This window comes from Microcoleus sp. Aus8_D2, assembly GCF_036702665.1.
GTDB lineage: Bacteria > Cyanobacteriota > Cyanobacteriia > Cyanobacteriales > Microcoleaceae > Microcoleus.
Map to the genome: position 1 here is coordinate 4,435 of NZ_JAUBUN010000068.1, position 25,350 is coordinate 29,784.

20 protein-coding genes are annotated in these 25,350 nt (G+C 45.4%); 10 read left to right on the top strand and 10 right to left on the bottom strand.

All coding sequences use genetic code 11. The annotated features are described in order from the left end of the window. On the top strand, positions 1 to 680 hold a 680-nt coding region (locus QUB64_RS31065), incomplete at its 5' end, for an alpha/beta hydrolase (RefSeq protein WP_333278180.1). A 215-nt stretch (positions 681 to 895) separates the two neighbouring features. On the opposite strand, the gene QUB64_RS31070 is transcribed toward QUB64_RS31065, so the two are convergent. Beyond that, on the bottom strand, positions 896 to 1,639 hold the full coding sequence (locus QUB64_RS31070) for a pentapeptide repeat-containing protein (RefSeq protein WP_333278182.1): 744 nt from the start codon (positions 1,637 to 1,639) through the stop codon (positions 896 to 898). A gap of 394 nt (positions 1,640 to 2,033) precedes the next feature. Between QUB64_RS31070 and QUB64_RS31075 the strand changes: the two genes are divergently transcribed. From QUB64_RS31075 to QUB64_RS31090, 4 genes are all read left to right on the top strand, one after another. Beyond that, the gene (locus tag QUB64_RS31075) at positions 2,034 to 2,162 is read left to right on the top strand and encodes a hypothetical protein (protein ID WP_333278184.1); all 129 of its coding nucleotides are present in this window, start codon (positions 2,034 to 2,036) and stop codon (positions 2,160 to 2,162) included. Between the two features lie 178 nt (positions 2,163 to 2,340). After that, complete coding sequence (locus QUB64_RS31080; protein ID WP_333278186.1) at positions 2,341 to 2,991, top strand: ATP-binding protein; 651 nt, start codon at positions 2,341 to 2,343, stop codon at positions 2,989 to 2,991. A 296-nt stretch (positions 2,992 to 3,287) separates the two neighbouring features. Further along, positions 3,288 to 3,626, top strand: a complete 339-nt coding sequence (locus QUB64_RS31085; protein ID WP_333278189.1) for a DUF3593 domain-containing protein — start codon at positions 3,288 to 3,290, stop codon at positions 3,624 to 3,626. A gap of 266 nt (positions 3,627 to 3,892) precedes the next feature. Beyond that, the gene (locus QUB64_RS31090; protein WP_333278190.1) at positions 3,893 to 5,923 is read left to right on the top strand and encodes a serine/threonine-protein kinase; all 2,031 of its coding nucleotides are present in this window, start codon (positions 3,893 to 3,895) and stop codon (positions 5,921 to 5,923) included. Here QUB64_RS31090 and QUB64_RS31095 read toward each other — a convergent pair. Both QUB64_RS31095 and QUB64_RS31100 read right to left on the bottom strand, forming a co-directional pair. Then, the gene (locus QUB64_RS31095; protein WP_333278192.1) at positions 5,900 to 9,829 is read right to left on the bottom strand and encodes a DNA polymerase III subunit alpha; all 3,930 of its coding nucleotides are present in this window, start codon (positions 9,827 to 9,829) and stop codon (positions 5,900 to 5,902) included. The genes QUB64_RS31090 and QUB64_RS31095 overlap by 24 nt on opposite strands. A 190-nt stretch (positions 9,830 to 10,019) precedes the next feature. Further along, positions 10,020 to 10,439 (bottom strand): lysozyme inhibitor LprI family protein, encoded by a 420-nt coding sequence (locus tag QUB64_RS31100; RefSeq protein WP_333278195.1) that lies wholly within the window; start codon positions 10,437 to 10,439, stop codon positions 10,020 to 10,022. A 22-nt stretch (positions 10,440 to 10,461) separates the two neighbouring features. Between QUB64_RS31100 and QUB64_RS31105 the strand changes: the two genes are divergently transcribed. Beyond that, on the top strand, positions 10,462 to 10,938 hold the full coding sequence (locus tag QUB64_RS31105; RefSeq protein ID WP_333278197.1) for a nucleotidyltransferase domain-containing protein: 477 nt from the start codon (positions 10,462 to 10,464) through the stop codon (positions 10,936 to 10,938). Between the two features lie 258 nt (positions 10,939 to 11,196). Here the strand turns inward: QUB64_RS31105 and QUB64_RS31110 are convergent, their stop codons facing one another. Further along, positions 11,197 to 11,514, bottom strand: coding sequence for a DUF2499 domain-containing protein (locus QUB64_RS31110; protein ID WP_333278199.1), 318 nt, complete (start codon positions 11,512 to 11,514; stop codon positions 11,197 to 11,199). 263 nt (positions 11,515 to 11,777) lie between these two features. On the opposite strand from QUB64_RS31110, the gene csaB reads away from it, so the two are divergent. The 3 genes from csaB (at position 11,778) to trmB (ending at position 14,504) form a co-directional block, all read left to right on the top strand. Then, on the top strand, positions 11,778 to 12,824 hold the full coding sequence (gene csaB / locus QUB64_RS31115; protein ID WP_333278201.1) for a polysaccharide pyruvyl transferase CsaB: 1,047 nt from the start codon (positions 11,778 to 11,780) through the stop codon (positions 12,822 to 12,824). Positions 12,825 to 12,852: 28 nt separating this feature from the next. Next, positions 12,853 to 13,608 carry a Uma2 family endonuclease gene (locus tag QUB64_RS31120; RefSeq protein ID WP_333278204.1) on the top strand — a complete coding sequence of 252 codons (756 nt, stop codon included), beginning with the start codon at positions 12,853 to 12,855 and terminating at the stop codon, positions 13,606 to 13,608. A gap of 236 nt (positions 13,609 to 13,844) precedes the next feature. Then, positions 13,845 to 14,504: a tRNA (guanosine(46)-N7)-methyltransferase TrmB gene (gene trmB / locus QUB64_RS31125; RefSeq protein ID WP_333278226.1), complete on the top strand. Its 660-nt coding sequence runs from the start codon at positions 13,845 to 13,847 to the stop codon at positions 14,502 to 14,504. A 181-nt stretch (positions 14,505 to 14,685) separates the two neighbouring features. Here the strand turns inward: trmB and QUB64_RS31130 are convergent, their stop codons facing one another. The 4 genes from QUB64_RS31130 to QUB64_RS31145 form a co-directional block, all read right to left on the bottom strand. Then, the gene (locus QUB64_RS31130; protein WP_333278207.1) at positions 14,686 to 15,876 is read right to left on the bottom strand and encodes a lipase family protein; all 1,191 of its coding nucleotides are present in this window, start codon (positions 15,874 to 15,876) and stop codon (positions 14,686 to 14,688) included. A gap of 148 nt (positions 15,877 to 16,024) precedes the next feature. Continuing rightward, positions 16,025 to 16,837: a Uma2 family endonuclease gene (locus tag QUB64_RS31135; protein WP_333278209.1), complete on the bottom strand. Its 813-nt coding sequence runs from the start codon at positions 16,835 to 16,837 to the stop codon at positions 16,025 to 16,027. 22 nt (positions 16,838 to 16,859) lie between these two features. Further along, positions 16,860 to 17,489, bottom strand: a complete 630-nt coding sequence (locus QUB64_RS31140; RefSeq protein WP_333278211.1) for a hypothetical protein — start codon at positions 17,487 to 17,489, stop codon at positions 16,860 to 16,862. Between the two features lie 172 nt (positions 17,490 to 17,661). After that, positions 17,662 to 19,176 carry a dolichyl-phosphate-mannose--protein mannosyltransferase gene (locus QUB64_RS31145; protein WP_333278214.1) on the bottom strand — a complete coding sequence of 505 codons (1,515 nt, stop codon included), beginning with the start codon at positions 19,174 to 19,176 and terminating at the stop codon, positions 17,662 to 17,664. A 113-nt stretch (positions 19,177 to 19,289) separates the two neighbouring features. Between QUB64_RS31145 and QUB64_RS31150 the strand changes: the two genes are divergently transcribed. Beyond that, positions 19,290 to 22,928 carry a CHAT domain-containing protein gene (locus tag QUB64_RS31150; RefSeq protein ID WP_333278217.1) on the top strand — a complete coding sequence of 1,213 codons (3,639 nt, stop codon included), beginning with the start codon at positions 19,290 to 19,292 and terminating at the stop codon, positions 22,926 to 22,928. A 413-nt stretch (positions 22,929 to 23,341) separates the two neighbouring features. Here the strand turns inward: QUB64_RS31150 and acsF are convergent, their stop codons facing one another. Next, on the bottom strand, positions 23,342 to 24,415 hold the full coding sequence (acsF, locus tag QUB64_RS31155; RefSeq protein ID WP_333278220.1) for a magnesium-protoporphyrin IX monomethyl ester (oxidative) cyclase: 1,074 nt from the start codon (positions 24,413 to 24,415) through the stop codon (positions 23,342 to 23,344). A 302-nt stretch (positions 24,416 to 24,717) separates the two neighbouring features. After that, entirely contained in the window at positions 24,718 to 25,161 is a 444-nt protein-coding gene (locus QUB64_RS31160; RefSeq protein ID WP_333278222.1) for a hypothetical protein, read from the bottom strand. Positions 25,162 to 25,350 lie beyond the last annotated feature (189 nt).

Consider the following 25,350-nt stretch of genomic DNA (forward strand, 5'->3'; position numbering starts at 1 on the left):
CCTTGTTAAGGGGGGGAGTCAGAGAGGGGGTTCCGGTTCCTCCACTTAACAAGGGGGCGTTAGGGCGGGTAGTTTTGTATCTGCACGGTAATGGTTCCAATGTGGGAGCAAATGTCGAACACGCTAATCGATTTCATAGCTTAGGTTTGTCGGTATTTATGATCGATTATCGCGGTTACGGCAACAGTCAGGGCGATTTTCCGAGCGAATCTCGGGTTTATGAGGATGCTCAACTTGCTTGGGATTATTTGGTGAAACAGCGCGGGATTAACCCGAATCAAATTTATATCTACGGTCATTCTTTGGGAGGGGCAATTGCGATCGATCTGGCAGTGCGCCACCCGGAGGCGGCGGGGTTAATTGTGGACGGATCTTTTACTTCGGTGCGGGCGATGGTGGATTTCCAAAAACCGCAGTTTGGGATGTTTCCAATCGATTTTTTGCTGACGCAGCGGTTTGATTCTCTGGCAAAAGTCGATCGCCTGCAAATGCCGGTACTATTTATTCACGGGACTGCTGATACTGTAGTTCCAGCCCAAATGGGCAAAAAACTGTTTGATGCAGCACCTGAACCCAAACAGCTTTACATGGTTCCAGGTGGAGGGCACAATAATGCCGCACAAATCGGCGGTGCAGAATATCTGCACAGAGTGAAGCAATTTTTAGATAGTTCCAAGTAGGTAAAAGTTATTGTAGGGTGGGTCAGATCAGAATGTTTTTGCCACATACTAATAATTTTCCGCCTGACGCACCCTACGGTTAGTTCGTGACGGGGGGCTATAAACCGGGTTTCTCGTAGATTTCTCGTCACTCGTCCCAAAACTCGTAGAAACCCGGTTTCTGGCTTCGCGAGTGCGATCGCCAACCACGAAAAAGGCAGCCGCAATGATACCGCTTAATTAAACCTTAAAACATTCAGCCACCAGTCATTGATGGGACGGCAGTAATTGCAGTAATTGTTCGAGCTGATCGGTTGTTTTTTGTTAACTTCACAACCTCGCCGAGATATCTTTCGGTTCGGCATCCGGGCGCCGCAGAAATTAGCATCTGTAAGATTAGCTTTGTTCAATCTCGCATCGCTCAAGTCTGCCGCTCTGAGGTCTGCACCGCTGAGATTTGCACCGCTTAAATCAGCTTCTTTGAGGTCTGCACCGCTGAGATTTGCACCACTAAAATCGGCATTTCTCAGGTCAGTTCGACTTAGTTTAGCGGCGCTCAAATTACTGCATTTTAAGTTAGCCAACTGTAGGGATGCGTCTAGAAGAAAACTCTCGCTGAGGTTGGCATTTTCTAAGTTGGCTCCCCGGATGTCGGCCCTGCTAATGTCGGCTTTGCTGAGGTCGGCGTCGGCCAAAAAGGCGTTTCTCATATTGGCGTTGTTTAAATTGGCTTCCATTAAGTCAGCCGCCGTCAAGTCGGCATCAACTAAGTCGGCCCTGCTGAGAGTGGCGCGGCTCAAGGAAGCGCCAAACAAATCTGCACGGTTCAAGGAAGCGCCAAATAAGTCGCATCCGGGACATCCTCTTGTTGCTAGCAGCCGCTTGACTAGAGACAGATTTTGAGCTTGTAAGGGAACTGCTGCGCAAAATGGGAGTAGCAGTATGGCTGCCGCCAGAATTGTCAGTTTGATTTTTGTCATAAGCTGTTGCGCATTTAAATTGTATATTTCAATTACCTATTCCCCATTTGTCAAATTCTCTCCCCTTCTCCCCTTCTCCTCCTCGAACATAACAGACAATCTAGATGCAAGCAAAGCTTAGTTTAGGTAAATCTTGTAAGACCTAGTTTTTTGCGGGAATGACGCGCTCGGGGCTAAAAACTTGGTTTATTTGTCAATTTTTCGCTATCAAACCCAACATTCTTAGCAGAAACCGGGTTGTTTGCGCAAGTCCTAGTCTAGTGCATGGACGCGGCGCGAGGGTGTAAGGTTCGCCGACATCGCGCGTTCGGATATTACTTACGCCTTGAGAATGAGAGCGAGCACCTCAAAGCAGCCTTGCAGGCGAAAACGAACGGCCCCAAGCCGGCGCTGAATGCCTTGTACTTTCGAGCTGGGGACGCCGGAGGCAATTGGCACAGACAGACAGCGGATCGGTATGTGTACTCGATGTAGTGGGATTTTGCTGCGGCGGGCGATCGTTCTCCGTACAGGCGATCGATAAATAAGCCAATTGGCTTAGACTCTTAAGACATATTGCTGATGCGCTACCTTCTGTAAAAAAGATAGCATTTTCGTGTGAGCGCCGAAATTATACTGAACTACCAAGTATAAAAAAAGACAAGGTGTGTCGGCGGGTGTGAAAATTGGACACAAGTAATACTTTCAGACGAGGAAAATCAATGTCGAACAGCATAGATCAACTGACAGAAGGCGGCAGAGGGATCAAACTCATGTGGCAGATTGCAGACGAGCTGAGTTACACCCGGACTCTCGACGGTCGAAATTGTTTATCGCTGAGCAAAAGTTACGAAGTAGAAGGTCGCGATCGATCGCAAAATATAAAAAAGGCGAGCGATTTAGATGGGTTAATGAATTTATTAAACTCCTGGGATTGGCAGGATGAAACAGAGCAGGAAGAAGAACTGTATGAAAGTTCTATTCAAAACATTAGCCTGCAAGTCAACACAGAGCTGAATGATTTAACTAGAGTTTTAGAGTGGTTTGAGCAGTTGCAAGATTTATCGCTCCCCAATGAGGTTTGGTGGCAGTTTCAGTTAGCTTTGGCTGAAGGTTTCACTAATGCAGTTCGCCACGCTCACAAAAATCTGCCTGTAGAAACTCCTGTTCAACTGGAAATTACGGTATTTGACGGATGCTGGGAACTCAAAGTTTGGGATTGCGGCCCGCGTTTTGATTTTGATGCTAAGCTCAATGAAATTATCGCAGCCGAGAGAAAACCATGCTTGGAGTTAGAGCTTTTCAACGATGCTTGCTTGATGCTTAGCAGACTGAAAACTTTGGAACGGTCTCAGTTGCTAATTGCTGGGTAGCTGTGGAGTGAAGGAAAATTAACAGACTGGCAAGGTGGAAAATGTGTTATGCTAAAAACGGTGTTAGGGCAAAAGTTACGGGTTTTGTCTCCGCGTGCATGAGGGTTGTGAATACTTGCGACCTGCTGCGGATTTGGTTAAGAGCTATGGACTTGGGTGAGTCTCTAGCGGTTCGATATAAATGGGTTCATTTGTGAAATTAGACATGACAAATTAAAAATTAAAAATTAAAAATTATTAACATTAATTTTTGATGTTTTAATTTATCATAGTATCTGGTCGCTCACCAATTACTAATGATTTCCAAAGAAAGTTTATTTGTGCTGTCTCTATTTCCCTACTTGGGATTTCTGTGGTTTTTGACTAAATCTGGAAAAACACCCCGTTTAGCTCTGATGGGATTTTACGGGACTCTGGTTTTTGTGGCTGTGACTATTCCCGCCGCAATTTACGCAAAAGTTGCCTACAACGAGTCGCTAGCAAATGTCGATTGGCTGCACGGTTCTGCTGAACTATTTTTGACACTTGCCAATATTTTAGTAGTTTTAGGCTTTCGAGAAGCGGTGATTCAAGCCAAAGCATCCTCACAGAATGGTGGTGATGAGCAAGAGTGTCTTGTAGACGGGGGAGAATAGCAGCACTTAACTGTTGGCATAGCAGTTTGTTCTGAGCCTCTTAGGCAAAATTTTAAGAAAGCATTAAAATATATGGGAACTCACCTCAACCACTTCTATTCTCATCAGCTTGGTTTTTTGCCCCGGGCTTAGCTGAGAGCCGAGATTGTGGGTTGAGAAACGCGGTTTCTCAGGTGCGATCGAGAAATGTGCTCTCGGCGTGAGTGGAAATAGACTACCATGTTGCTAAGTTTAGCTTTGGTGGGAATCTCCAGGCAGGAACACAGATGAGCTATTGCCTCAATCCCCATTGCCAGAAGCCGCAGAATCCTGACTCAACCAAGTTTTGTCTGGCGTGCGGCTCAAAATTGCTGCTGAAAGAGCGTTACCGCGCCCTTCAACCTATCGGTGAAGGAACATTTGGCAGAACTTTTTTAGCTGTCGATGAAGATAGGTTGAAAACTCGCTGCGCCATCAAACAATTTTTCCCCCACGTTCAAGAAAAGGCAGAATTAGAAAAGGCAACTGCACTGTTTAAACAAGAAGCTCACCGGCTGTACGAACTCGGGGAACACCCGCAGATTCCAAGTTTGCTGGCTTCTTTTGAACAAGCGCAACATCTGTATCTTGTAGAAGAGTTAATCGAGGGAAATAATTTGTTTCAGGAGTTGCAGCAGCGCGGAGCTTTTAGCGAGGAACAAATTTGGGAATTGTTAATTAATTTGTTGCCTGTTTTGCAATTTGTTCACGAGCAGCAGGTGATTCATCGGGATATTAAGCCGGAAAATATTCTGCGGAGAAATGCCCAAACTCTCTCGGCTGCGACTCCTGATCGTGGAAAAAAAGGGATCGTTCGGGCAGAATCTCCGGCTGTACAGGGTGCGGCGAGGGGGGGTCAGTTTGTGCTGGTAGATTTTGGAGTTGCTAAGCAGATTAACGCCATTTCTGAGGCGAAAACTGGTACGATAACTGGAACTGCTGGCTATGCGCCGATCGAACAAATCCGCAGCGGTAAGGCCTATCCGGCGAGCGACCTTTACAGTTTGGGCGTTACCTGCATTCACCTGCTGACTGGGGCGGTGCTGAATGATTTGTTCGATGCTTTGGAATGCAAATGGATTTGGCGATCGCACTTAGCGCAAAAAGGCATCAAAGTCAGCCAAAAATTAACAACTATTTTAAATAAATTGCTCAAAGATTCAGTAAGGGAGCGATATCAATCCGCTGCGGAAGTGCTGCAAGACTTGGTAAAATTTGGGCAATATCCCCGATCGCAAATTGCGTATAACTATCGCACCAAAATAGCAATTAATTCGTCTGTAACTCACTCGCAGACAACGACAGCAACCGCCGTCTCGGCCGCGCCACCTCAGAATATTCACGCAACCGCAGCTACCAACCCGAAATTATTGTCTCATAACTGGCAGTGCGCGCGCATTCTTCACGGTCATTCAGACTCGGTTAATGCTGTGGTTATTAGCCCTCAAGGCAATATTCTCGCTAGCGCCAGCGACGATAAAACAATTAAGCTGTGGAACCTGCATACAGGCGAATTAATTCATACTTTTTTCGGTCATTGCGCGACGGTTGATGCTGTGGCGATTAGCCCCGACGGCAGAATGCTGGTTAGCGGCAGTTTTGACCGAAAAGTTATTGAGTGGAAGCTGGATAAAAAGGCGATGATTCGCGAGTTTTATAGCGATTATGGTTCGCCGTACAGTCACCGATACGGCTCCGTGTACTCGGTGGCTTTTAGTTGCGATGGAGGAGCGATCGCAAGTGCTAGCGGTGACAAGAGTATTAAGTTGTGGAACCAGCGCAACGGAGCATTAGTTCAAAAACTTTCGGGACATTCTGACAAGGTTTTATCTGTGAGTTTCCGCCCTCAAAGTATGATGCTGGCTAGCGGTAGTGCTGACAAAACTATTAAGATTTGGCGTGTAGGTATTGCGGAGAGTGTACGGACTTTTGTCGGTCATTCTGATTGGGTTTATGCGATCGCCTTTAGTCAAGATGGTAAGATGATTGTCAGCGGCAGTGCCGATACTGCGGTAAAATTGTGGAATGTCGATACAGGGGAATTGATTAATACTTTGAGCGGTCATTCTGACGCGGTGATTTCCGTGGCTATCAGTCCCGATCGCGAAACTATGGCTAGCGGCAGTCGAGATGGTACAGTTAAACTGTGGAACTTGCAAACAGGCGAATGTTTGTGCAGCCTTGTGGGGTGCAATCCGGTGGCTTTTAGTCCTGACGGTCAAACTTTAGTCACCGGTGGGGATGGGGCTGAAATGTTAATTTGGCGGGCGTTTGTTTAGTTTGGCGAGATAGTTGAGATACTGGGATATGCGATCGACATCTGCGTCAAGTAAGCGATTGGCCCAAGAATATATCTTAAGTTGCGATCGCATTTCCCGAAATATTGCAGCATCCCCGCGACTGTCGAGAGGGAAAACCCAAGCATCAAATCCCGCCGACTTGAGACGGCTAACAGCGCCATCGCCATCTTGTACCCACAATTGACGCTTGATGCGAAGTGGTTGACAGCAATATTCACCGACAACGATTCCCCCCACCGAAACGCTAGAATCTTGTCCCCGATTGGAAAGTTCTTGCAAAATAGCTTTCAGGGAATTGAGGTTTTTGGCATCTTGCACCTGCGATGGTGTAAGCTTAACGATCACCATTTCTAGAACTTCCACTGGTTTTGTCGATCGTCCAAAGTTCACCGGTTGATTCGCCCAAGAATTTTGTATTTCCGGTTGATTCGCCCAAGAATTTTGTGTTTCCGATGGCGCCACCCAAGAATTTTGTGTTTCCGATGGCGCCACCCAAGAATTTTGTGTTTCCGGTAGTGGGCTCTCGATTTCCTCTGTAACCTCTGGTTGTTCTACAGGCTTTGCAGTATCTACAATGATTTGAATTTCCTCGCCATCCTTCTCAATTTTCCCGCTAATCAGCAAGATAGCATTATCTACAATATACTGTTTCAGTTGTTCGTAAGCCTTGGGAAACACCACAGCTTTGATTTGATGTGTCAAATCTTCTAATTGCAAAATTGCCATCGCGTCGCCTTTCTTTGTCACCACCATTTTGATAGCATTGATCGTGACAATCACCGAGACTTTCCCCTTTTTGTCTGCTAACTCTCCGAGAGTCACAACATCTGGGTCTTGGTTAACTTGTAGCAGAGCTTTTAGGGGATGATCTGATACATAGAAGCCCAGTAATTCTTTTTCTAAACGCAATTTATCCTGGGTATCAAAATCTTTCACAGTCTTTGATTTGGGTGCAGAATCATAGGTACTTGTGGACTTAGCGAAGCTATTGGCACCTAACAAGTCAAACAGATTACCTTGACCGCTTTCCCGATCTTTTTTGCGATCCCCGGCCCATTTCATCACGCCTTCGAGGTCGTTGACTAATTGTTGGCGGTTGGGTGCGATTTTGTCAAAAGCACCGCACTGAATCAAGGCTTCTAGGGCGCGGCGGTTGACAGAATGTAGATTTACGCGATCGCACAAATCAGCCAGCGACTTAAACTTACCCCCTTCCTGGCGCGCCGCCAAAATAGTTTCTATAGCCGTTTCCCCAACATTTTTTACCGCCGAAACCCCAAACAAAATCTTATCTTTTGCTGCTCCAGTCATCTGTTTTGGAAGCGGTGCAAAAGTAAGTTCAGAACTATTAACATCCGGCGGCTCAACCTCAATACCCAGCTTGAGACAATTAGCGATATATCTCTGTACTTTATCCTGATCGCCGCTGTTAGCCGTCAACAGTGCAGCCATATATTCTACAGGATAATTAGCCTTCAAATAAGCCGTTTGATAAGTGATATAGGCATAGGCCATCGAATGGGATTTATTAAAACAATATTCCGCGAATTGTAACATCTGTGCGAACAACTTTTCAGCTATTCTTTGGCTGACTCCATTCTTAGTTGCACCATCGATAAAACTTTCCTTTTGCTTCTGCATTTCATCAGCTTTCTTCTTACCCATAGCGCGGCGCAGCAAGTCAGCTTGACCCAAAGAATAGCCCGCCAAATCTTGAGCCATCCGCATGATTTGCTCTTGAAAACAAAGAGTTCCGTAAGTCTCTTTTAAAATCGGCTCTAATAGCGGATGATCGTATTCAACGGTTTTACCGTGTTTGCAATCAATAAACTGAGGAATCAAACCTGCATCCAGCGGGCCAGGCCGATACAGTGCCAAAATAGAAGAAATATCATCAAGACAGGAAGGTTTGAGTTTTCTAACTACATCCAACATCCCAGAGGATTCTAACTGAAAAATACCTTCTAAATCTCCTCTTTCTAAAAGTCTATAGGTTTTATCTACATCATCGGGTAACTTTTTGATTCTGCCAAAAGTCTCTTGAGCTCTGCGCTCATTATCAGAAGGTAGGCTTTCCGGATCGACAACTACTTTTTGGGTGTCCCAAATATTAACAACAGTTTGCTGGAGCGTTGTCAAATTTTTCAATCCCAGAAAGTCCATTTTCAGAAGACCTAGTGCTTCCAAATCTTCCATATAATACTGAGTAATTACAGCACCTTCATTGTTCTTTTGCAGCGGTACAATTTCATCGAGGGGGTCAGAAGAAATCACGACGCCCGCTGCGTGAACGCCAAAGGTTTTGTTTGTTCCTTCAATCCGAATTGCCATGTCAATCCACTGACGAACTGGAACTTCTGTTCCGGTTTCGGCATTGATGCAAATTGTCTTTTCGTAGTTTTCTTTAAATTCCTGTGCAGGTGTGTCATCGGAAATCATCACTTTGAGTTTTTCTGGTTTCCCCCGCGACACGGGAATTAATTTTGCCATTTCGTCGGCTTTTTTGTAGGGAATGCCTAAAACTCTAGCAACATCTTTCAAGACAGCTTTTGAAGTCATTCTGTTGAAAGTAATAATTTGCGCTACTCGCTCTACACCATACTTTTGAGTAACGTATTTAATCATGTCGTCCCGTCTTTCGATGCAGAAATCGCTATCGATATCTGGCATAGATTTGCGTTCGGGATTGAGAAATCTCTCGAACAGCAGTCCGTGATGCACGGGGTCAATATTAGTGATTTTTAAGACGTAAGCAACTAAGGAACCTGCGGCAGATCCGCGTCCGGGTCCTACGGGAATGTTGTTATCCCTGGCATATTTCATGTAGTCCCAAACTACTAGAAAGTATGTGGAAAAACCCATTTGCTGAATCATTTTTAGTTCGTATTCCAGCCGTTCTTTGTAAACGGGAGGAATTTCGTTGCGCGTTTTAGATTTGAGGCGTTCTAAGAGTCCTTTCCAGGATTCTTCTTCGACATAGGTATCTGCTGTGTGTTCTGGGGGAATGGGATAGTTGGGAATGCGGTATTCCCCCATGATGTCGTAGGATTTTACTTTGTTGGCGACTTCTAATGTGGTTTCGATCGCCTGTTTGATGGTTTCGTCATCCAAATGGTCGCGAAACAGTTGCGCCATCTCGTCAGCGGACTTGAGATATTCAGTACCGCTGTAGCGCATCCGCTTGTCTTCTTCAATCTGTTTGTTGGTGTTGATGCACAGCAAAGCGTCGTGGGCTTCTACGTCGTTGCAGGAAATGTAGTGAGAATCGTTGGTGGCAATTATTTTAATGTTGAGTTCGCGGGCAATTTTGACGATTTCCACATTCACGATTCGGTCTTCTTGGGAACCGTGGTCTTGAATTTCTAAATAGTAGTCATCTCCAAAAATTTCTTGATACTCTTTAGCAACTTCGCGGGCTTCATCTAGTTTGTTTTGCAGGATTTTTTGGGGAACTTCGCCACCCAAACAAGCGCTGGTAACAATCAGACCTTCGGAGTATTGTTTGAGCAGGTCTTTGTTGATGCAAGGACGGGCAAAAATACCTTTTTCTGGCATTCCCTTTAAGTGGGAAATTGTGGTAAGTTTGACTAAGTTTTTATAACCTTGAGTATTTTTCGCTAAAACAACTTGATGGTATTTTCTTCTACCTCTAACTTTGACTTCGATGTCACCGTTGACGACATACATTTCATTGCCAATGATGGGCTTGATATTTTTATTTCGGCAAACTTTGATGAGTTCGATCGCGCCATACATCACTCCGTGATCCGTAAGGGCGATCGCGGGCATCCCCAATTCCACTGCTCGTTCGGCGAGCTGCTGTAGCTGAGACGCCCCGTCCAGCAGGCTGTAATCGCTATGAATGTGCAAACCAACGAAGGACATGGCGATTTTAGATTTGAGATTTGAGATTTTAGATTGTACACGATCGCCGCGTTCAAGGGTAAAATAAAAAAACAAAGCTTATTATCACTTTTGAAAGTATTCAGGATAGGGGGTTTGATACCATAACGCATCAGTTTGCTGTGGGATTGATGATTTAACGGGTAAGTGGTTGTCGATCGCGATCGCACTTTTACAAATTTGCTTGTTCCAAATAACCCTCGAAATCTTTAACGCGATCTTGTGTCACTTTTGCTTTGCAAGAAACGTAGATAGGTGCAGCCAAAGTACCGCCTTCAAAGTGCCCTGCTGAATAATCACAAGTTTCATCTCTAAATTTTACCCAAGTACGCTGTGCAGCAATCAATCTCTGCTTTTGTTTGCTGTTGATTTTTGGCAGAATTTGCTGATATAATTGATTGAGCTTTGTGTCTGCTGCTTTAAACTCTTGACTAGAACATATATTCATGTCAACCGTGGTTTGAGGGCTTTTACAGTTTGGCTGTTGCGCGATTTGCACTCGGTTGTTGCTGGCTTGGCTGGGCACCAAAAATCCCGCCACTAAAAAAAGTAAAATTGCTGTAAATGTTGCCCAAATATTGCTATTTTTCATGATTTTATCTGAAAATTAAAACATGATACCAAATATCATATCCGAAAATCACCTGAAAACTTTAAACTTACTGATTGCCACTTTTGACAGACAAAACATTCCTTATCAAGTCACAGGCGGCTTAGCCGGCAACATCTACGGCTCAAAATGGCCGCTGCACGATATTGACATTGAAGTCTCTCAAAGAGACATGGCGAAAGTAGTAGAGTTATTTAAAGAATATACTGTTCGCCCTCTTTTCAGATTGGTTGATGAAGAATTCGATCTAATGCTTTTGGGACTCTGCCTCAACGATATTGAAGTCGAAATCAATCAAGCTGAAGATGCTTTTATTTTCAGCAGCGGTGTCCGAATCAAGTTGGATACAGATTTATCTAAGGCAAAAAAAATGAGATTTTTAGATTTAGATATTTTTGTTCAGCCCTTAGATGACATCATTAATTATAAACAACTGCTGAACCGAAATAATGATGTCAGCGATTTAATTAATCTCAAGTAATTTGGAACGCACGTGCGGACTTCAGTCCGCAGCCTGAGAGCGGACTTAAGTCCGCACTACGAACGAACCGTTTTTGTTCTTGTAAATCAACGGGACACGGTACAAGCAGGAATTGTGCATTCTTATCAAAGAAACCGGTTTTTTTAGCTAATTTGCTGACTAAAACCGAAGAATTTTCGTAAAAAACCCGGTTTCTGAACTCGCGGGCGCCCAGGTTTATTAATAATAGGTGAATGAAGGAGTTTTTACTACAAAATGCTAGTCCTGTTTAATGTTCTCTGTTGCTTGAGCCGATCGCCAAATCCACCAAGCCGCCGCCCACAGAGTAAAATTGCCAATGACAGTCATCGCCGCTTGCAGGGTAACAATCCATTCTAGGGCTGGGGAGTTGTCGAAAAAGTGCCACGTACAGGCGCACATAGCGCTGACGAGGGCGGGCAGCATTCCGAAAGAAAGGGCCCACCAAGCTCGGTTTTGAGTGACTTCGCCGTAAGTCCAAATTAACCAAATGGCCGCAATCCACTCGACAACGCTAGAGACGTGAATAATCCAGGTAGGAATTGACAAAGCGTGCATTTTTTGTATTGTGAAGGAAGATGTGTGACAGGAAAGCAGTTGGCAGTTGACAGGAAAGCAGTTGACCTGTGGCAGTTGACCTGTGGCAGTTGGCAGTTAATAGTTACACCGTTTATGGTAGCAGGTTTGCGACTATATTTATGAGCTTATTTGCGTAAAGAGCTGTCGGGCGGTTGAGATATTTTGTTGTTTGAAAAAGATTTTTTTTGTAACAATAATTAGGTATTGTAATAGTTATATTCGATTCCAAACAAAGAGTAGAAATGCGAGCAATTTTGTGCGGCTATTACGGAAAAGGCAACGGCGGCGACGAGGCGCTGTTGGCTTCGCTACTGCAAATGTTACCAGATGGCGTGACGCCGATCGTCCTTTCTGGCAATCCTGTCGAGACAAATCAGCGGTACGGAGTAGCTGCGCGCGATCGCATGAGTGCGTTTCAAGTTCTCGAAGCACTCCGTACTTCAGACGCGCTAATCTGGGGTGGCGGTAGTTTAATCCAAGACGCTACCAGCCTTGTCAGCCCTTTTTACTATGGCGGTTTGATGGGATTAGCACAGCAGATGGGCTTAAAAACAGTTGCTTGGGCTCAGGGAATCGGCCCTTTGAATAAAGAGATTACTCGTAAATTATCTCAGCGGTGTTTTGGTGGATGTACTGGCGTCAGCGTGCGGGATAAGGGCTCAGCTACCATACTTGCAGATTGGCAAATTCCCTTTACTTTAGCGCCCGATCCCGTGTGGGCTTTAGAAAATTCCCCCGTCTCCGGCTTGTGGGATTTACCGTCGCCGAGAGTTGCGGTTTGTTTGCGATCGCACTCTACACTAACACCAGCCCGTTTGTCAATCCTAACTCAAGCTTTAATTGACTTTCAAAAAGCCACTCGCACCTTAATTTTGCTGCTACCTTTCCAAGCTTCTCACGACTTAGAAATTGCCAAACATTTACACGAAGCGCTGCCGAAAAGGAGCCGCATCCTCAGTTTAGACGATCCGAGGAAGTTGAAAGGAGTGTTCCGGGGAGTCGAAATGGCGATCGGGATGCGCTACCACAGTTTAATTATGGCAGCATCCGAAGAATGTCGCTGCTTTGCCCTCAGCTACGATCCGAAAGTCAGCCAATTGATGGATGAGTTAGATATGCCGGGATACTTATTATCAGAATTACCAGAAGATCCGTATTTAATCAGCAAAACCTGGATGGATCACTATGCCAACGGCGCCGCACTATCGCCAGACAGGATAAAATTTATCGTAGGGCGATCGCTCTTTCATAAGGAAGTCTTGCAAGCCGCACTCCAGCCGTCTCCCTAATAGCAGTCTCCGCAAGAGGTAAAATACCATGACAGTCAATACAGCCGACTTAAAAATCATTTGGGAAAAAATGCCAGAGCCTTTCATTTTAGAGGAAAGACCTGCCGCAAATATCGATCAACCCATACTCGCCGCCGCCTTGCGCGAAATCCTAGAAATTGCGGTGCTAATGTTAGAAGGAATATTAGTTGCTCCAAATATGGGCATTTGCGCGACAATGGACAGCAAAACAGTTATGAAAGCGCCAGATTTGTTTTATGTCCGCAATGTACAACCGCTTCCCGCCCCGGAGGTTCGCCGGATTTACACCCCCAACTTAGAAGTAAAAGAGGAAATTCCCGCCATCGTCATGGAGTTTTTAGGAGCTACTGAGGGCGATGAATATTCAGCTAAACCAACTTTCCCACCTGGAAAATTCTTTTTTTATGAACGCATATTGCGAGTACCAATCTATGCCCTCTTCGATCTGCAAGGAACACTAAGAGTTTATCAGTTGGATTCATCAGGATATTATAAATTACAGCAGCCGGATGCAAATAATCGTTATTGGATAGAAGGAGTTGGCTTGTTTCTAGGTGTTTGGTACGGCACAAAAGCCGAAAGAACGGGATATTGGTTGCGCTGGTGGGATGAAAGCGGACAAATGTTATTGTGGGGTGCAGAGATGGTGGAAAGGGAAAGGCAAGAAAGGGCGATCGCCCAACAGCAAGCCCAACAAGAACGAGAACGCTCGCAAAGACTAGCTGCACAATTAAGAGCAGCAGGCATTGAACCAGAAGCTTGATACAATAATTAGAAATGAAAAATCATAACACTGCGATTTTTCATTTCTAAATTCATCTGCGTGAATCCGCGTTAATCTGCGAGAACTTACCCCGGAGGAGTAAGAAACCGGGTTTTTTAGGAGAATCATTCCCACTCACCCGCAGATTAGGTAAAAACCCGGTTTCTTTGGTATGAGCGCATAAGTCATGTGTGCCTCGATCGGCCATTAAACATTACATTCAGGAGACAGCAAAATTGGCAAGAGTTAGAGTTCGGGAACACGTAAATCCCCTATCGATGAGATATCAAACATCAGCCAGTCCCCCAGATTGGAGTAAAATATATAGCGACTTAAATTTGCCACTGCATTTAGATATCGGCTGCGCCAGAGGACGGTTTTTGTGGCACATGGCGCAAGCACAAACTGATTGGAATTTTCTCGGATTAGAAATTCGGGAACCTCTGGTAGACGAGGCGAATCTTTGGCGCGACGAAAAAGGCTTGACAAATTTGCACTATTTGTTTTGCAATGCGAATAGTTCCCTGAAACCAATTTTAGAAACTCTTCCCCCTGGTACTTTGCAGCGAGTTAGCATTCAATTTCCCGATCCGTGGTTCAAGAAAAAGCACCACAAACGGCGGGTGGTACAACAGGAATTAGTCGGCGAGTTGGCGACTTATCTCGCAATTGGCGGTGAAGTGTTTATTCAATCGGATATTGAGGAAGTAGAAGTCGAAATGTGCGATCGCTTTTCATCTCATCCTAGCTTTAAACGCACAAATAACAGCGAATGGTTGGCAGAAAATCCTCTGCCTGTTGCTACGGAAAGGGAAATTGCTACTCTCAAACGCGACGAACCAGTTTATCGGGCTTTGTTTCACAAGTTGGGAGATGAAAAACCTATTTTTATGTGATTTAGAAGGTGTCTGGTTAAATAGATATAAATCCTGTAGGGGCGGGTTCCCCAACCATCTTTAAGGAAAACAAACAAATAAAATAAACCCGCCCCCACACAACCCAAAAAATCCGATCGCCTGTCTTTTTAAAGATAGCAAGGTTTAAGGTCGAACTCGAATAACTAATTTGACATCACATCTATTTTAACCCGGAATTCGGGGAGGTTCGAGGTTTGTTGGTTTCGACTTGTTTGTCGATCGCACTTCTGTAGGTATCCACCACGTGATTCGGCATCACATCCCCATTTTGCGCCAAAAACGCCCACTCCTCACCCACGTGCACGTATTCAGTTTTAAAGAACACCGTAAAAGGCACCAGCGTAATTGCATCCGCCAAATTTACCACGCGATAGCTGTTGGGTATCGATCGGTTGTGCTCCCTCGCAAACACCGGATCGCCCACCCGAGGACTGCCATAAGTATACAACTGCACCTGCTTTTTCAACCGAGGAACATTTGTCACAATGTCGATCACAGCCAAAGTAGCGATCGCAGCACCCAAACTGTGCCCCGATACGTAGCAAGGAACCGACGGATTCAGCTTTTTGGCAATGTCCAGCGTTTGAGTGGCAATATTGCTGTAGATCGTTGAAAAACCGGGATGAATTTTACCGTAGGACTTACTGAAAACCTTACTTTCTTTTGTAGCGTAGACAGCATTGATATTGAGTACCCATTCGATAGTTCTTTGCGTGCCGCGAAAGACAATAATATTGTGTTTTTTTGAAGTGAGGACAAAACCAAAATAAACTGGGATTTTGCGATTAATTTTCACAACCTCCTTCGCTGTATTTTTTATTACTCTTTCCGCAGTACCTACATTTTTGCCGATCGGATCGGTTTCGCGATCGGCAGAAGCCGCCCGCTGCGGAACATCGACCTCAACTTCTTCTGAAACATTAGCTTCTTCTCCTTTAATCGCCGCAACTAAAGTGTAGTCTTTGAGCTTAGCCGTGTAAGCCGGCAACGATTTAATGTTACCGTCATAGCTAGGCTCTACTTTGCCTTTGAAGTACTGCTGCGTTGCCAACTTGCTGCACAGAATCAGCAGTTTAGAAATCTCGCGATTGTAGGGAATTGGCGGCGGAGATAGCTTGACAGAAGCTTGAATTTTTCGCGATTCATTGATTTTTTTCGCATCGGCTTCTAAGGTTTTTAGGAAAATCTTATCGGCTTCTCTGTCGTTAAGTAAAGCTAAAGCTTGTTTCTGGCGATCTTCCTTGGCTTTCCGGCGCAAATATTCAGGTATTGCTGTAGCTGCTGAGGCGGCCGCCAATCCTCCGAGCAACAGTTGTCTGCGGGTGATTTTTGCTGCGATATACTTGGTCATAAACTCACTCTAAATATCAATACTAAAGAAACCGGGTTTTTCATCTAATCTGCTGGCTGCAATGGAGGATTGTCATAAAAAACCCGGTTTCTCACCTCGTCCTTTATTTCTTATTTACCAATACAATTCGCTCCCAACAAGGTTTTCATCACAATTGGGGTTCAATTCCAGCCGATCGCAATTGAGCGCGCAATTGCTCTAATTCTTGTTGAGTGCGATCGGCTCGTTGCCGTTCCTGTTCGGCTCGTTGCCGTTCCTGTTCGGCTATTTGCCGTTCTTCTTCGACTCTTTCAAAGCCAGTCAACAGCAAATTACCGTCACTATCCCACCAACGCAGCCAAGGTAAATCAACATTTTGATACATTCCTTGCCAAATGCCCAATTCCACTCCTAAAGATGGAATTGGAAAATGACCGCGATCGTTCGCAGTCATTAATTCATACCTATTTTCTATCAAATGATAAACTTCAACACTCGCCTTCGTAACTTCATAAATCCCGTAAAATGCTGGACGGATCGCATTTTCATAAACCCAGAATTTACCAGGCTTAGTTTCCTGTTGACCCGATCGCAACAAAGGCGTTCTATCCCGTTCTGCCGCACCATTTCCCGATACAAACTCCAACACAATTAACGGTGCTACAAACTCTTGCCACATCACGTAAGAACGGCGCAATTGACCGTCAAGACTTGGCGGGACATTGGGAACGTAAAACCAGTCCGGTGCTTCTGAACCCTTTTCTAACGGATCTGTCAATCGCCAGTAAATGCCACTATCTTGACCGATACAGTAATTAGCATCTGGGTGAATGCTTTGGAGGACAGGAGTAATAGAATCGGTTAACAGAATGCTTTGGGGATGTTCTTGAAAGTTTTTCACAAAAGTGCCGTCGGATTCTGGTAGCTGAGTGTGGTCTGGTAAAGCTGTAGGGTTGTTTTCTAGATCCAGGCTGAATTGCATAGTTTTATTTGGGTAATAGGTCTTAATGAAGAATGTCTTTAATTTTTTCCTCAAACTCCTCTTGACTTATCTTACCATTTATCAAGTCATCGCTGAGGGATTTAATCAAATTTTCTGGTACTTGCTCCTGAGATGCGATCGCTCCAATATTTCTCTCAAACAAAGCTGCCCCTTCCGGTTGAGAATCATCGAATACTTGCCGGAGTTGTGCAGCATCCATTTGACGCCCGCTAGCATAATAAAGATGCGTCGCCTGTCCCACCCTCCAAGTCAGCGCAAACAGCGACGACGCCAGCGCAAAACCGCCCACAAACGGCACAAACAAACCCAAACCATACATCGATACCCAAGCCATAAATGCCACCCAAAACGAACCCAAACCCCCGAAAAGATTGCCTCCGATCGCCAGCGCATCTTGACCCTTGGGATAGCCCCATCTTGCCCCAATATCCCGCATCATTTTTAACAGCAACACGCTGGCAGCTAGCAGCGTCAGAGTCATAGTTCCCGGCAGCGGGTTGAGTCCCAAAATTGCCGCTGCTATGGCGTAATCTATAATCAATTCGCGGATTTCTTGGTTGATTTCTACCAGATTGGGTGCGCGGGCGATCGCCTCCATTTCCGCTGAGGTTTGTGGGGAGTTTTCAAACATAAGATTTCTATTAGGACTGACACGCGGGCGAGCAGAAACCGGGTTTTTTACAAAAATCCTTCCTTCAACCCGCAGATTGGTAAAAACCCGGTTTCTTTAGCTTGATGCGTAAGTCCAGTTTACACAAAGAAACCGGGTTTCTAGATCGTACACAATTTTTGTATATTCTAACTTAAACCCAAGATGGCAGCCACATCCGCATTTTCCATTCAAACTGCGACAAAGGCAGTCCCAAATAGAGAGGCATCCAGAAAATAAAAGCACCCAAAACCAGAAAAATAATTGTTACTCCCATCCCTCGGAGGCGAGTTTGTGGGCTGTGCAGCCACCTGTCCGTCCACCAAGCAAGCGCTAATGCTGCAAACACAGAACAGCCCATATAATGATACAAAAATACGCAGCGAGTCACCTTCACCCAAGGCAACAAATTAGCCACCCAGTTAACTATTAAATATAACGCCAGCCACATTTCGGCAGTTGGGGGAAACAAAATCGGCCGCTGCTGTTCGATCGCCTCAACCGAAGCCACCCGGCGCGTTTCCATCCACACTAAAACCCGGTGAACCAAAACTCCTATTACTAGCAGTAAAGCTAAGGTTGACAGCCACCAAAGAAAAGGATTGCCCATTGCGTGAACGTCAAAAATCACCGGATTTACACCGCTCGGCAAAGGTGGCAAAACTGGATCTGGTTGGGCATTGCTGCTAATAGTTTTGTAGAAGTAGACTATCGGGCGCAGCATCAAGGGCCAACTGTACCACGCGGAACAGTAAGGATGTACGTCAGGCCCGCTTTTAATGCGCTGGTGATAAGTCAAAATTTCTGTTTGCATCTGCCAAAAATTGGGAGTTGGATTGAGATGCAGGTGAGGAATCCAGGAGATGCTGTAAACTAAAATAGGAATCACAGCTAGACTCAATCCTACTTCAATAAAAGTGAGGTTGGTCAGTTTTTGTACGGGACTTTCGGGAGGAATTAGAGCCGAATTCACTTCGGCACTTGCTTCTTCATCTCCTCGGTTTCCCTGGACAAAACGCACCGCCCACGCGCAGATTAAAATTAGATACGTACCTAAGAGAAACCACAAGCCGTTCCATTTTATAGCAGCCGAAGCACCGAAACCTATCCCGGCTAGCACCAGCCAAAGCCACCGCTTTTTGCCTTCAGCTTCTACGGATTTCAGAATAAATAATTGTCCTAAAATTCCGAACAAAACTAGATAAATGTTGTTCAGTGCATAGCGAGATTCAACTAAAAATAAACCGTCGCAGGCGATAAACAAAGCAGCTAGAAAAGCAAAGGTGCGACGCCGAACGAGCTGATAAGCCAGGGCTCCGACAACTAGGGGAATAAAGGAACCTGTGAGGGCATTCAGCCAGCGGTAATCCCAAGGGGAGAGCATAGAGCCAGCCAGACTATTGACGGCGGTTTTGCCGAAGGGGAGGTGAGTGCCGATCGCAATCCCGATCGCAATTATGTACTGGCTCAGAGGCGGGTGAGCGTTGAAAAAAGGTGTTTTCGTGAGATAATCGTTGGCAAACTTCGCGTAATAAACCTCGTCAAACACGAAAGTGTTAAATCGCTCCAGTTCCCAAAAGCGCAGAGTTAACGACATCAGGAAAACGCCGAGCATTCCCAGGGCAAAAATCACAATTGGTTTGTTGAATTGTTTTTTGTTCGCTTTCATAAAGTAAACTGTACCGGAAAAATAGTAGATAGTACCTAGGAAAGAAAAATGGACTGACAAGCTGCGATCGACTATGATAGCAGTTGATCGGGTCTTTTTTGAAACGAGTGTTTATGAATCTCACTTTTTGGGTTGGGGGACGTTTGGGGTTAGCTGTAGGTGCGAGTATCCTGCTCGCATCTCCCGCCGCTCCAAATCCCAAGACATTTCAAAGCTTTGGCGATTGGTGCGCCAACAAACAGAATTTGACGCCAGAAGCCAGACATACAGTTGAGGTGTTGCTATCAAAAGCCAAGACGCAAGAGTGCGATCGCGCTCAAAAAACCCTGGCTAATCTGACAGAGCTTTCCCTTAAATCAAATCAAATCGTAAGTTTAGAACCCTTAGTAAATTTAACAAATCTCAGAATAATTCAACTCAATGACAATCAAGTTGTCAATCTAGAACCATTGGCAAATTTAACAAATCTGACACATCTTTACCTGATTCGCAATCAAATAGTCGATCTCAAACAGCTATCAAGATTAACTAATTTACAAACACTGAACTTGAGTGGAAATAAAACAACAGATTTGCAACCGTTATCTGAATTAAGGAATCTGAAAAAACTCACCCTCAATTTAAATCAAATCTCAGATGTTAAACCTTTATCGGGACTGACTAATCTGACAGAGCTTTTCCTAGAATCTAATCGCATCGCCGATGCAGCGCCGCTATCGAAATTGACAAATCTGGTAAGTTTTTCCATCGCCTCCAATCAAATTGGAGATGTGTCACCATTATCCAGAATGACTAATTTAATTTTTCTGTATCTGGGAAACAATAAAATCGAGGAGTTGAAACCCTTATCTGGATTGAGCAATATTCAATTGCTGAGCAGCGAATCCAATCAAATTTTAGATATCAAACCTTTAACGAGATTGACTAATCTGAGAAGCCTGAACCTCAGTCAAAATCAAATCGCAGATGTCAAATCTTTAGCGGGGCTGACTAATCTGAGAGACCTCGATCTCAGTAAAAATCAAATCGCAGATGTGACACCTTTATCAGGATTGACTAATCTGAAAAGCCTCGATCTACGTGGGAATAAAATCCCGGATGGTGAAGCCGATCGACTACTTGAGAAAAACCAACAACTATTAAACCAGCAAACGGATGAATCCGAGCGATTGATTCAGGAAGCTCGGCGACTTTTTACTCAGGGAACAGCAGAATCTTACCGAGCAGCGTTGCAAAAATTTGATGCAGCACGCTTGCTTTATCAAAGGCTTGGCAAGTCGGAGGAGGAAGGCGATATACTGAATCAAATGGGTTTGATTGCTAATAGATTGGGAGAAAGACAGCAAGCCCTAGACTACTACAAAGAATCGGTTTCCATCAGCCAGATTTTAGCCGCTCGCCCTGGAGCAGCCATCACCCTCAACAACATCGGCTCTGTATACTATGCTTTGGGAGAGAAACAGCAAGCTCTCGACTACTACAACCAAGTCCTTTCGCTGATTCGGGAAATGAGCGATCGCCCTGGAGCAGCCATCAACCTCAACAACCTCTTGAATATACCCGCCAATAGTGATACATCTTTGGGCGATCGCCCCGGACAACCAATTCCCCTCAGCAACATATTAAATATATCCCCAAACACGCGCGCATTGGAGGGCGATCGCACTGTAGAAGCTACCACCCTCAACAACATCGGCTTAGCGTACAAAGACTTGGGAGAAAAACAGAAAGCAAAAGAACATTTCGATCGAGCTCTTACCCTATTCCGCGCTATGGGCGATCGCGGTGGAGAAGCTACCACTCTCAACAACATCGGCTTAGTCTACTCAGATTTGGGAGAAAATCAGAAAGCGCTAGAGTATTACAACCAGTCCCTTCCCCTAAGACAAGTAACCGGCGATCGCAGACAGGAAGCCGTCACCCTCAACAACATCGGTAATGTCTACTCAGCTTTGGGAGAAAAGCAGAAAGCGCTAGAGTATCACAACCAGTCCCTTTCCCTGAGTCGCGCAGTTGGCAACCCTTCCTTGGAAGCTCTCACATTTTACAACATTGCTTTTGCCAAACGCGATCTCGGCAATTTTACCGAAGCCCTCACAAACATTGAAGCTTCTATCAAAATAATCGAAAACCTCCGCACCAAAATTGCCAGCCCAGAACTCCGCACCTCATACTTTGCCACTGTACAGGACTACTACGAATTCTACATAGACCTGTTAATGCAGCTGCACAAAACAAATCCCAAATCTGGTTATGATACCAAAGCCTTAGAAGCCAGCGAACGTTCGAGGGCCCGCAGCCTCCTCGAACTCCTCAAAGAATCTAATAGCAACATTCGTGAAGGCGTTGCGCCCGAATTGCTGCAACAAGAACAGCGCTTGCAACAGCAACTCGATACCATTGAACAGCGCCGCATCCAATTAGTCAGCAGCCCCAGCCCCAACCAAGCTCAAGTCGCAGAAATCGACAAACAGCGCCTCGTTTTACTGCAAGAATACCAGCAGAACCAAACTCAAATTCGCAGCGCTAGCCCCCGCTACGCCGCCCTCACCCAACCCCAACCTTTAACCCTCGCCCAAATTCAAAAACAGATCCTCGATGAAAACACAATTTTATTGCAGTATTCCCTCGGCGAAGACCGCAGTTATTTATGGGTTGTCACCTCAAAAGAACTCACCAGCTACGAACTGCCAAAACGCGCCGACATCGAAACAGCAGCCAAAAATTTCCGAGACACCACAACCGATGCCCGCTCCAGAAATATTCCCCAAAGAGTTGCCGAAACGAGTACAGCTTTGAGTCAATTAATTCTACAACCCGCCGCCGCCCAATTAGGACAAAAACGCCTGTTAATTGTTCCCGACGGCGTGCTGCACTATACCCCTTTTGCAGCATTAACTATGCCACAAAAAACCGGAGAAAATGCCAATCTTCCCTTGATCGCCCAACATGAAATTATTACCCTGCCTTCCGTTTCAACTCTTGCCATTCTGCGGCAAAATTACGCAGACCGAAAACCGCCCGATCGCACTTTAGCAATTTTAGCCGATCCAGTCTTCAGTCCGACCGATGAAAGAATCAAAGGACAAATTACTCCAGCCACCACCGAAAAGTTAGAATCAAAAAACCTCGGATTAAATCGATCGCTCCGTAGTTCTAGTATGGCATGGCCGCCCAAACGCCTCCCCTTTACCCGCGACGAAGCCAAGATAATTTTCGCGTTACTTCCGACCGCTTCTGGAGTTGAAAGCTTTGATTTTGCAGCCAGTCGCGCTACCGCCACCGATCGCAATTTAGCCAATTACCAAATAGTGCACTTTGCCACCCACGGCATGGCAAACAGTGAAAATCCCGAACTGTCAGGCATTCTGATGTCGATGGTAGATGACAAGGGGAATCCTGTCAATGGCTTCTTGCGTCTCACCGATATTTTTTACTTGAAACTAGCAGCAAATTTAGTAGTTTTGAGTGCTTGTCAAACCGGAATGGGACAGAATATTAAAGGCGAAGGCATGGTCGGATTAACGAGGGGTTTTATGTATGCGGGCGCTCAGCGGGTGGCGGTAAGTTTGTGGAGTGTAGACGATGAAGGTACGGCTCTTTTGATGCAAAAGTTTTATCGGAAAATGCTGCAAGAAAAGTTAGCACCAGCCGCAGCTTTGAGGGCGGCGCAGATGGAAATGATGCAGGATAAAAAATGGCAGTCTCCCTATTATTGGGCGGCTTTTACGCTTCAGGGTGAATGGCGATAAATTTTATCAGTCTTGGACGCATTTGTGACTCCTCGAAACCGGGTTTTTACCTAATCTTCGGATTATAACGAAGGATTTTCGTAAAAAACCCGGTTTCTGACCCCTCGTGCGTAAGTCCGATTTATGAAAAACCAGTTATGACAATTTGACACCTGTCGTTAGTTGACAATTTCGGCGTAAGTCCTATCCCACTAATACCAATTGGAAAAAGTATTGCTACAATTATTAATGTCATACAAATTATCTGTCCGACAGACATAACTCTTGGTCGGACACGGCAATGCCGTTTCCCTACAGATGAGACTCTCTAATTTGTATGTAGCAATATTTTTCATAATTGGTATAACATCATACCCAAAAAAAGCGGATCCGCTTCCGCAGAACCGCCGTAACAGAGGATGAAAAATCAAAAATTAACGGACTGCACCCTCAACAGAAGGCGATTCGATCGTCTTCATGAAGTACAGTTTCACCAACTGCCAAGCGTTGGACAAATACAGAGGCAATTTTTGGAACAATTGCAAGACTTTCGGAGTTTCAGAAGCCACAATCTCGGTCAACTTCTGATTGTTCTTGAGGCAAATATCCAGCCGTTCATAGAATTCTGGATTGTTCACGTCTAGCATGACGGGGAAGACGCGGCCTGCGGTTTCGTTGGTCTTTTTGATCACTTCAATGTCGTATTCGCGAGCATCGAGTCCGAGCGATCGATAAAAACCACCGCGCTGGATATCATTGAGATACATCGTGGCGAATACCGATAGCAAGAAGAAACGGCACCACAGCTTAGCACGCCAATCATTCAGCATCTGAGGCTGAGCTCTCATCACCGCATCAAAGAAATCTCCGTGGCGGTTTTCATCCTGGCACCAATTTTCAAAGAAGCGGAAAATCGGATAAATCTGGTCTTCAGGATGGGCTTTCAAGTGCTGGTAAATCGTGATGTAGCGCCAATAACCGATTTTTTCGGATAAGTAAGTGGCGTAGAAAATAAACTTGGGCTTAAAGAATGTGTAACTGCGGCTCTTTGTCAAGAAACCCAAATCTAGGGACAAACCAAAGTCCGACAGCGCTTTGTTGAGGAATCCGGCGTGCCGCGCTTCGTCGCGAGACATCAGCAAGAAACCTTCGGCGAGTACCGGATTTTTGTCCTTGAGCTTGCGTGCCAATTCTTTGTAGAGCAAGAAGCCGGAAAACTCAGCGGTGCAAGAGCGTTCGAGGAATTCAATGAATAACTTGCGCTTTTCGCCGTCGATGTGTTCCCAAGATTGATCGAACTCGGCATCTCGCACGAAGTGGGTTTTGTTGTAGTCAACGCGGAACTCTTTGATAATTGCTTCGAGTTCGGCTTCGTTTACCGAGATGTCCATTTTGGCCATCTCGTCAAAGTCTGTTGTGTAAAATCTCGGTGTGAGAATAGTTTCTTTGGCTGGGGTTTTCCCTTCTTGCTGTTCGGCAAAAGCGGGTTTTTTGAGGGAATCTACCATATGTTTATTGGATTTTTTGCTTATAATTGCTCGCTTGGTTCAGGTGTCGGCTACTGCGGGCGATCGCCCTTGTATCTCCGACCAGCGCTGTGCGGCGCACTTTGGCGCTTTTTGTGGCATCCAGGTCAAAGCTGCTGAAATTTCCACGCCCTCCAGTTTACCAAGCTCTCGGCCCCGGAAATATGTCGCTGGCGTTAAGAATTGCTACGCAGAATCCCCAATTTAAAAACAAGCCATTTGCAACGGGATGTACTCAACCCCTAGTTTGGCGATCGCCCCGAGCCGATCGCCTTTAATGGAGTTTACGTGTAGCGAACCGTCAGAGGCAGAAACTTCACCTCACCGGCAATCGACGCCATCCGATCGCAAAAACCCCGCCATCCTTCTTGATTTTTGATCACCACGCATCCGGCACTCCCGGGATAATTAGCGTCAAAGTGCAAGCCTAGCTCGGCTCGAACGCCCTTATCGGATACTACAGGGTCAGGGGTGATGTGGAAAAAATCCCCCTCTACGCCGCGAGTTTCGAGATAGTAGGGCTCGCTGGGGATTTCATATTCACCCGCTGGAATTGGGCCTTTGCCTCGCATCCATTCGTCGCCCGGTCGCTGCCAGTTGGCACAACCGGAAGTAGCAATATAATCTATCGCTTCGCCGCGGGGATAAATCAATTGCAGGTTTCCATATATCAAATCCGAGTTTTCCGCTAAATCCATCGTAAAAATCAGTTCGTGTCTCTTAACCATTTATTTTTTGTTTAAGTTTTTCTATCAAGCCTTGGATTTCAGCAAGCGTTTTATTGCTATATACCAAATCTCTGAGGTTAGCAACTGTCAAGCCCTGAACGTACCCATACTCTTTACCGAAATTATTGGGTCTAAAGCCCCGTCCTTCTAGGACGGCTTTTTCTTAGTGAGCGACCGTATAAACTCTCT

What these genes read in the sequence shown, in the direction of transcription:
- QUB64_RS31070 (WP_333278182.1), bottom strand. Translation starts at nt 1,639, where the DNA reads ATGACAAAAATCAAACTGACAATTCTGGCGGCAGCCATACTGCTACTC.
- QUB64_RS31075 (WP_333278184.1), top strand. Translation starts at nt 2,034, where the DNA reads ATGCCTTGTACTTTCGAGCTGGGGACGCCGGAGGCAATTGGCACAGAC.
- QUB64_RS31080 (WP_333278186.1), top strand. Translation starts at nt 2,341, where the DNA reads ATGTCGAACAGCATAGATCAACTGACAGAAGGCGGCAGAGGGATCAAA.
- QUB64_RS31085 (WP_333278189.1), top strand. Translation starts at nt 3,288, where the DNA reads ATGATTTCCAAAGAAAGTTTATTTGTGCTGTCTCTATTTCCCTACTTG.
- QUB64_RS31090 (WP_333278190.1), top strand. Translation starts at nt 3,893, where the DNA reads ATGAGCTATTGCCTCAATCCCCATTGCCAGAAGCCGCAGAATCCTGAC.
- QUB64_RS31095 (WP_333278192.1), bottom strand. Translation starts at nt 9,829, where the DNA reads ATGTCCTTCGTTGGTTTGCACATTCATAGCGATTACAGCCTGCTGGAC.
- QUB64_RS31100 (WP_333278195.1), bottom strand. Translation starts at nt 10,439, where the DNA reads ATGAAAAATAGCAATATTTGGGCAACATTTACAGCAATTTTACTTTTT.
- QUB64_RS31105 (WP_333278197.1), top strand. Translation starts at nt 10,462, where the DNA reads ATGATACCAAATATCATATCCGAAAATCACCTGAAAACTTTAAACTTA.
- QUB64_RS31110 (WP_333278199.1), bottom strand. Translation starts at nt 11,514, where the DNA reads ATGCACGCTTTGTCAATTCCTACCTGGATTATTCACGTCTCTAGCGTT.
- csaB (WP_333278201.1), top strand. Translation starts at nt 11,778, where the DNA reads ATGCGAGCAATTTTGTGCGGCTATTACGGAAAAGGCAACGGCGGCGAC.
- QUB64_RS31120 (WP_333278204.1), top strand. Translation starts at nt 12,853, where the DNA reads ATGACAGTCAATACAGCCGACTTAAAAATCATTTGGGAAAAAATGCCA.
- QUB64_RS31130 (WP_333278207.1), bottom strand. Translation starts at nt 15,876, where the DNA reads ATGACCAAGTATATCGCAGCAAAAATCACCCGCAGACAACTGTTGCTC.
- QUB64_RS31135 (WP_333278209.1), bottom strand. Translation starts at nt 16,837, where the DNA reads ATGCAATTCAGCCTGGATCTAGAAAACAACCCTACAGCTTTACCAGAC.
- QUB64_RS31140 (WP_333278211.1), bottom strand. Translation starts at nt 17,489, where the DNA reads ATGTTTGAAAACTCCCCACAAACCTCAGCGGAAATGGAGGCGATCGCC.
- QUB64_RS31145 (WP_333278214.1), bottom strand. Translation starts at nt 19,176, where the DNA reads ATGAAAGCGAACAAAAAACAATTCAACAAACCAATTGTGATTTTTGCC.
- QUB64_RS31150 (WP_333278217.1), top strand. Translation starts at nt 19,290, where the DNA reads ATGAATCTCACTTTTTGGGTTGGGGGACGTTTGGGGTTAGCTGTAGGT.
- acsF (WP_333278220.1), bottom strand. Translation starts at nt 24,415, where the DNA reads ATGGTAGATTCCCTCAAAAAACCCGCTTTTGCCGAACAGCAAGAAGGG.
- QUB64_RS31160 (WP_333278222.1), bottom strand. Translation starts at nt 25,161, where the DNA reads ATGGTTAAGAGACACGAACTGATTTTTACGATGGATTTAGCGGAAAAC.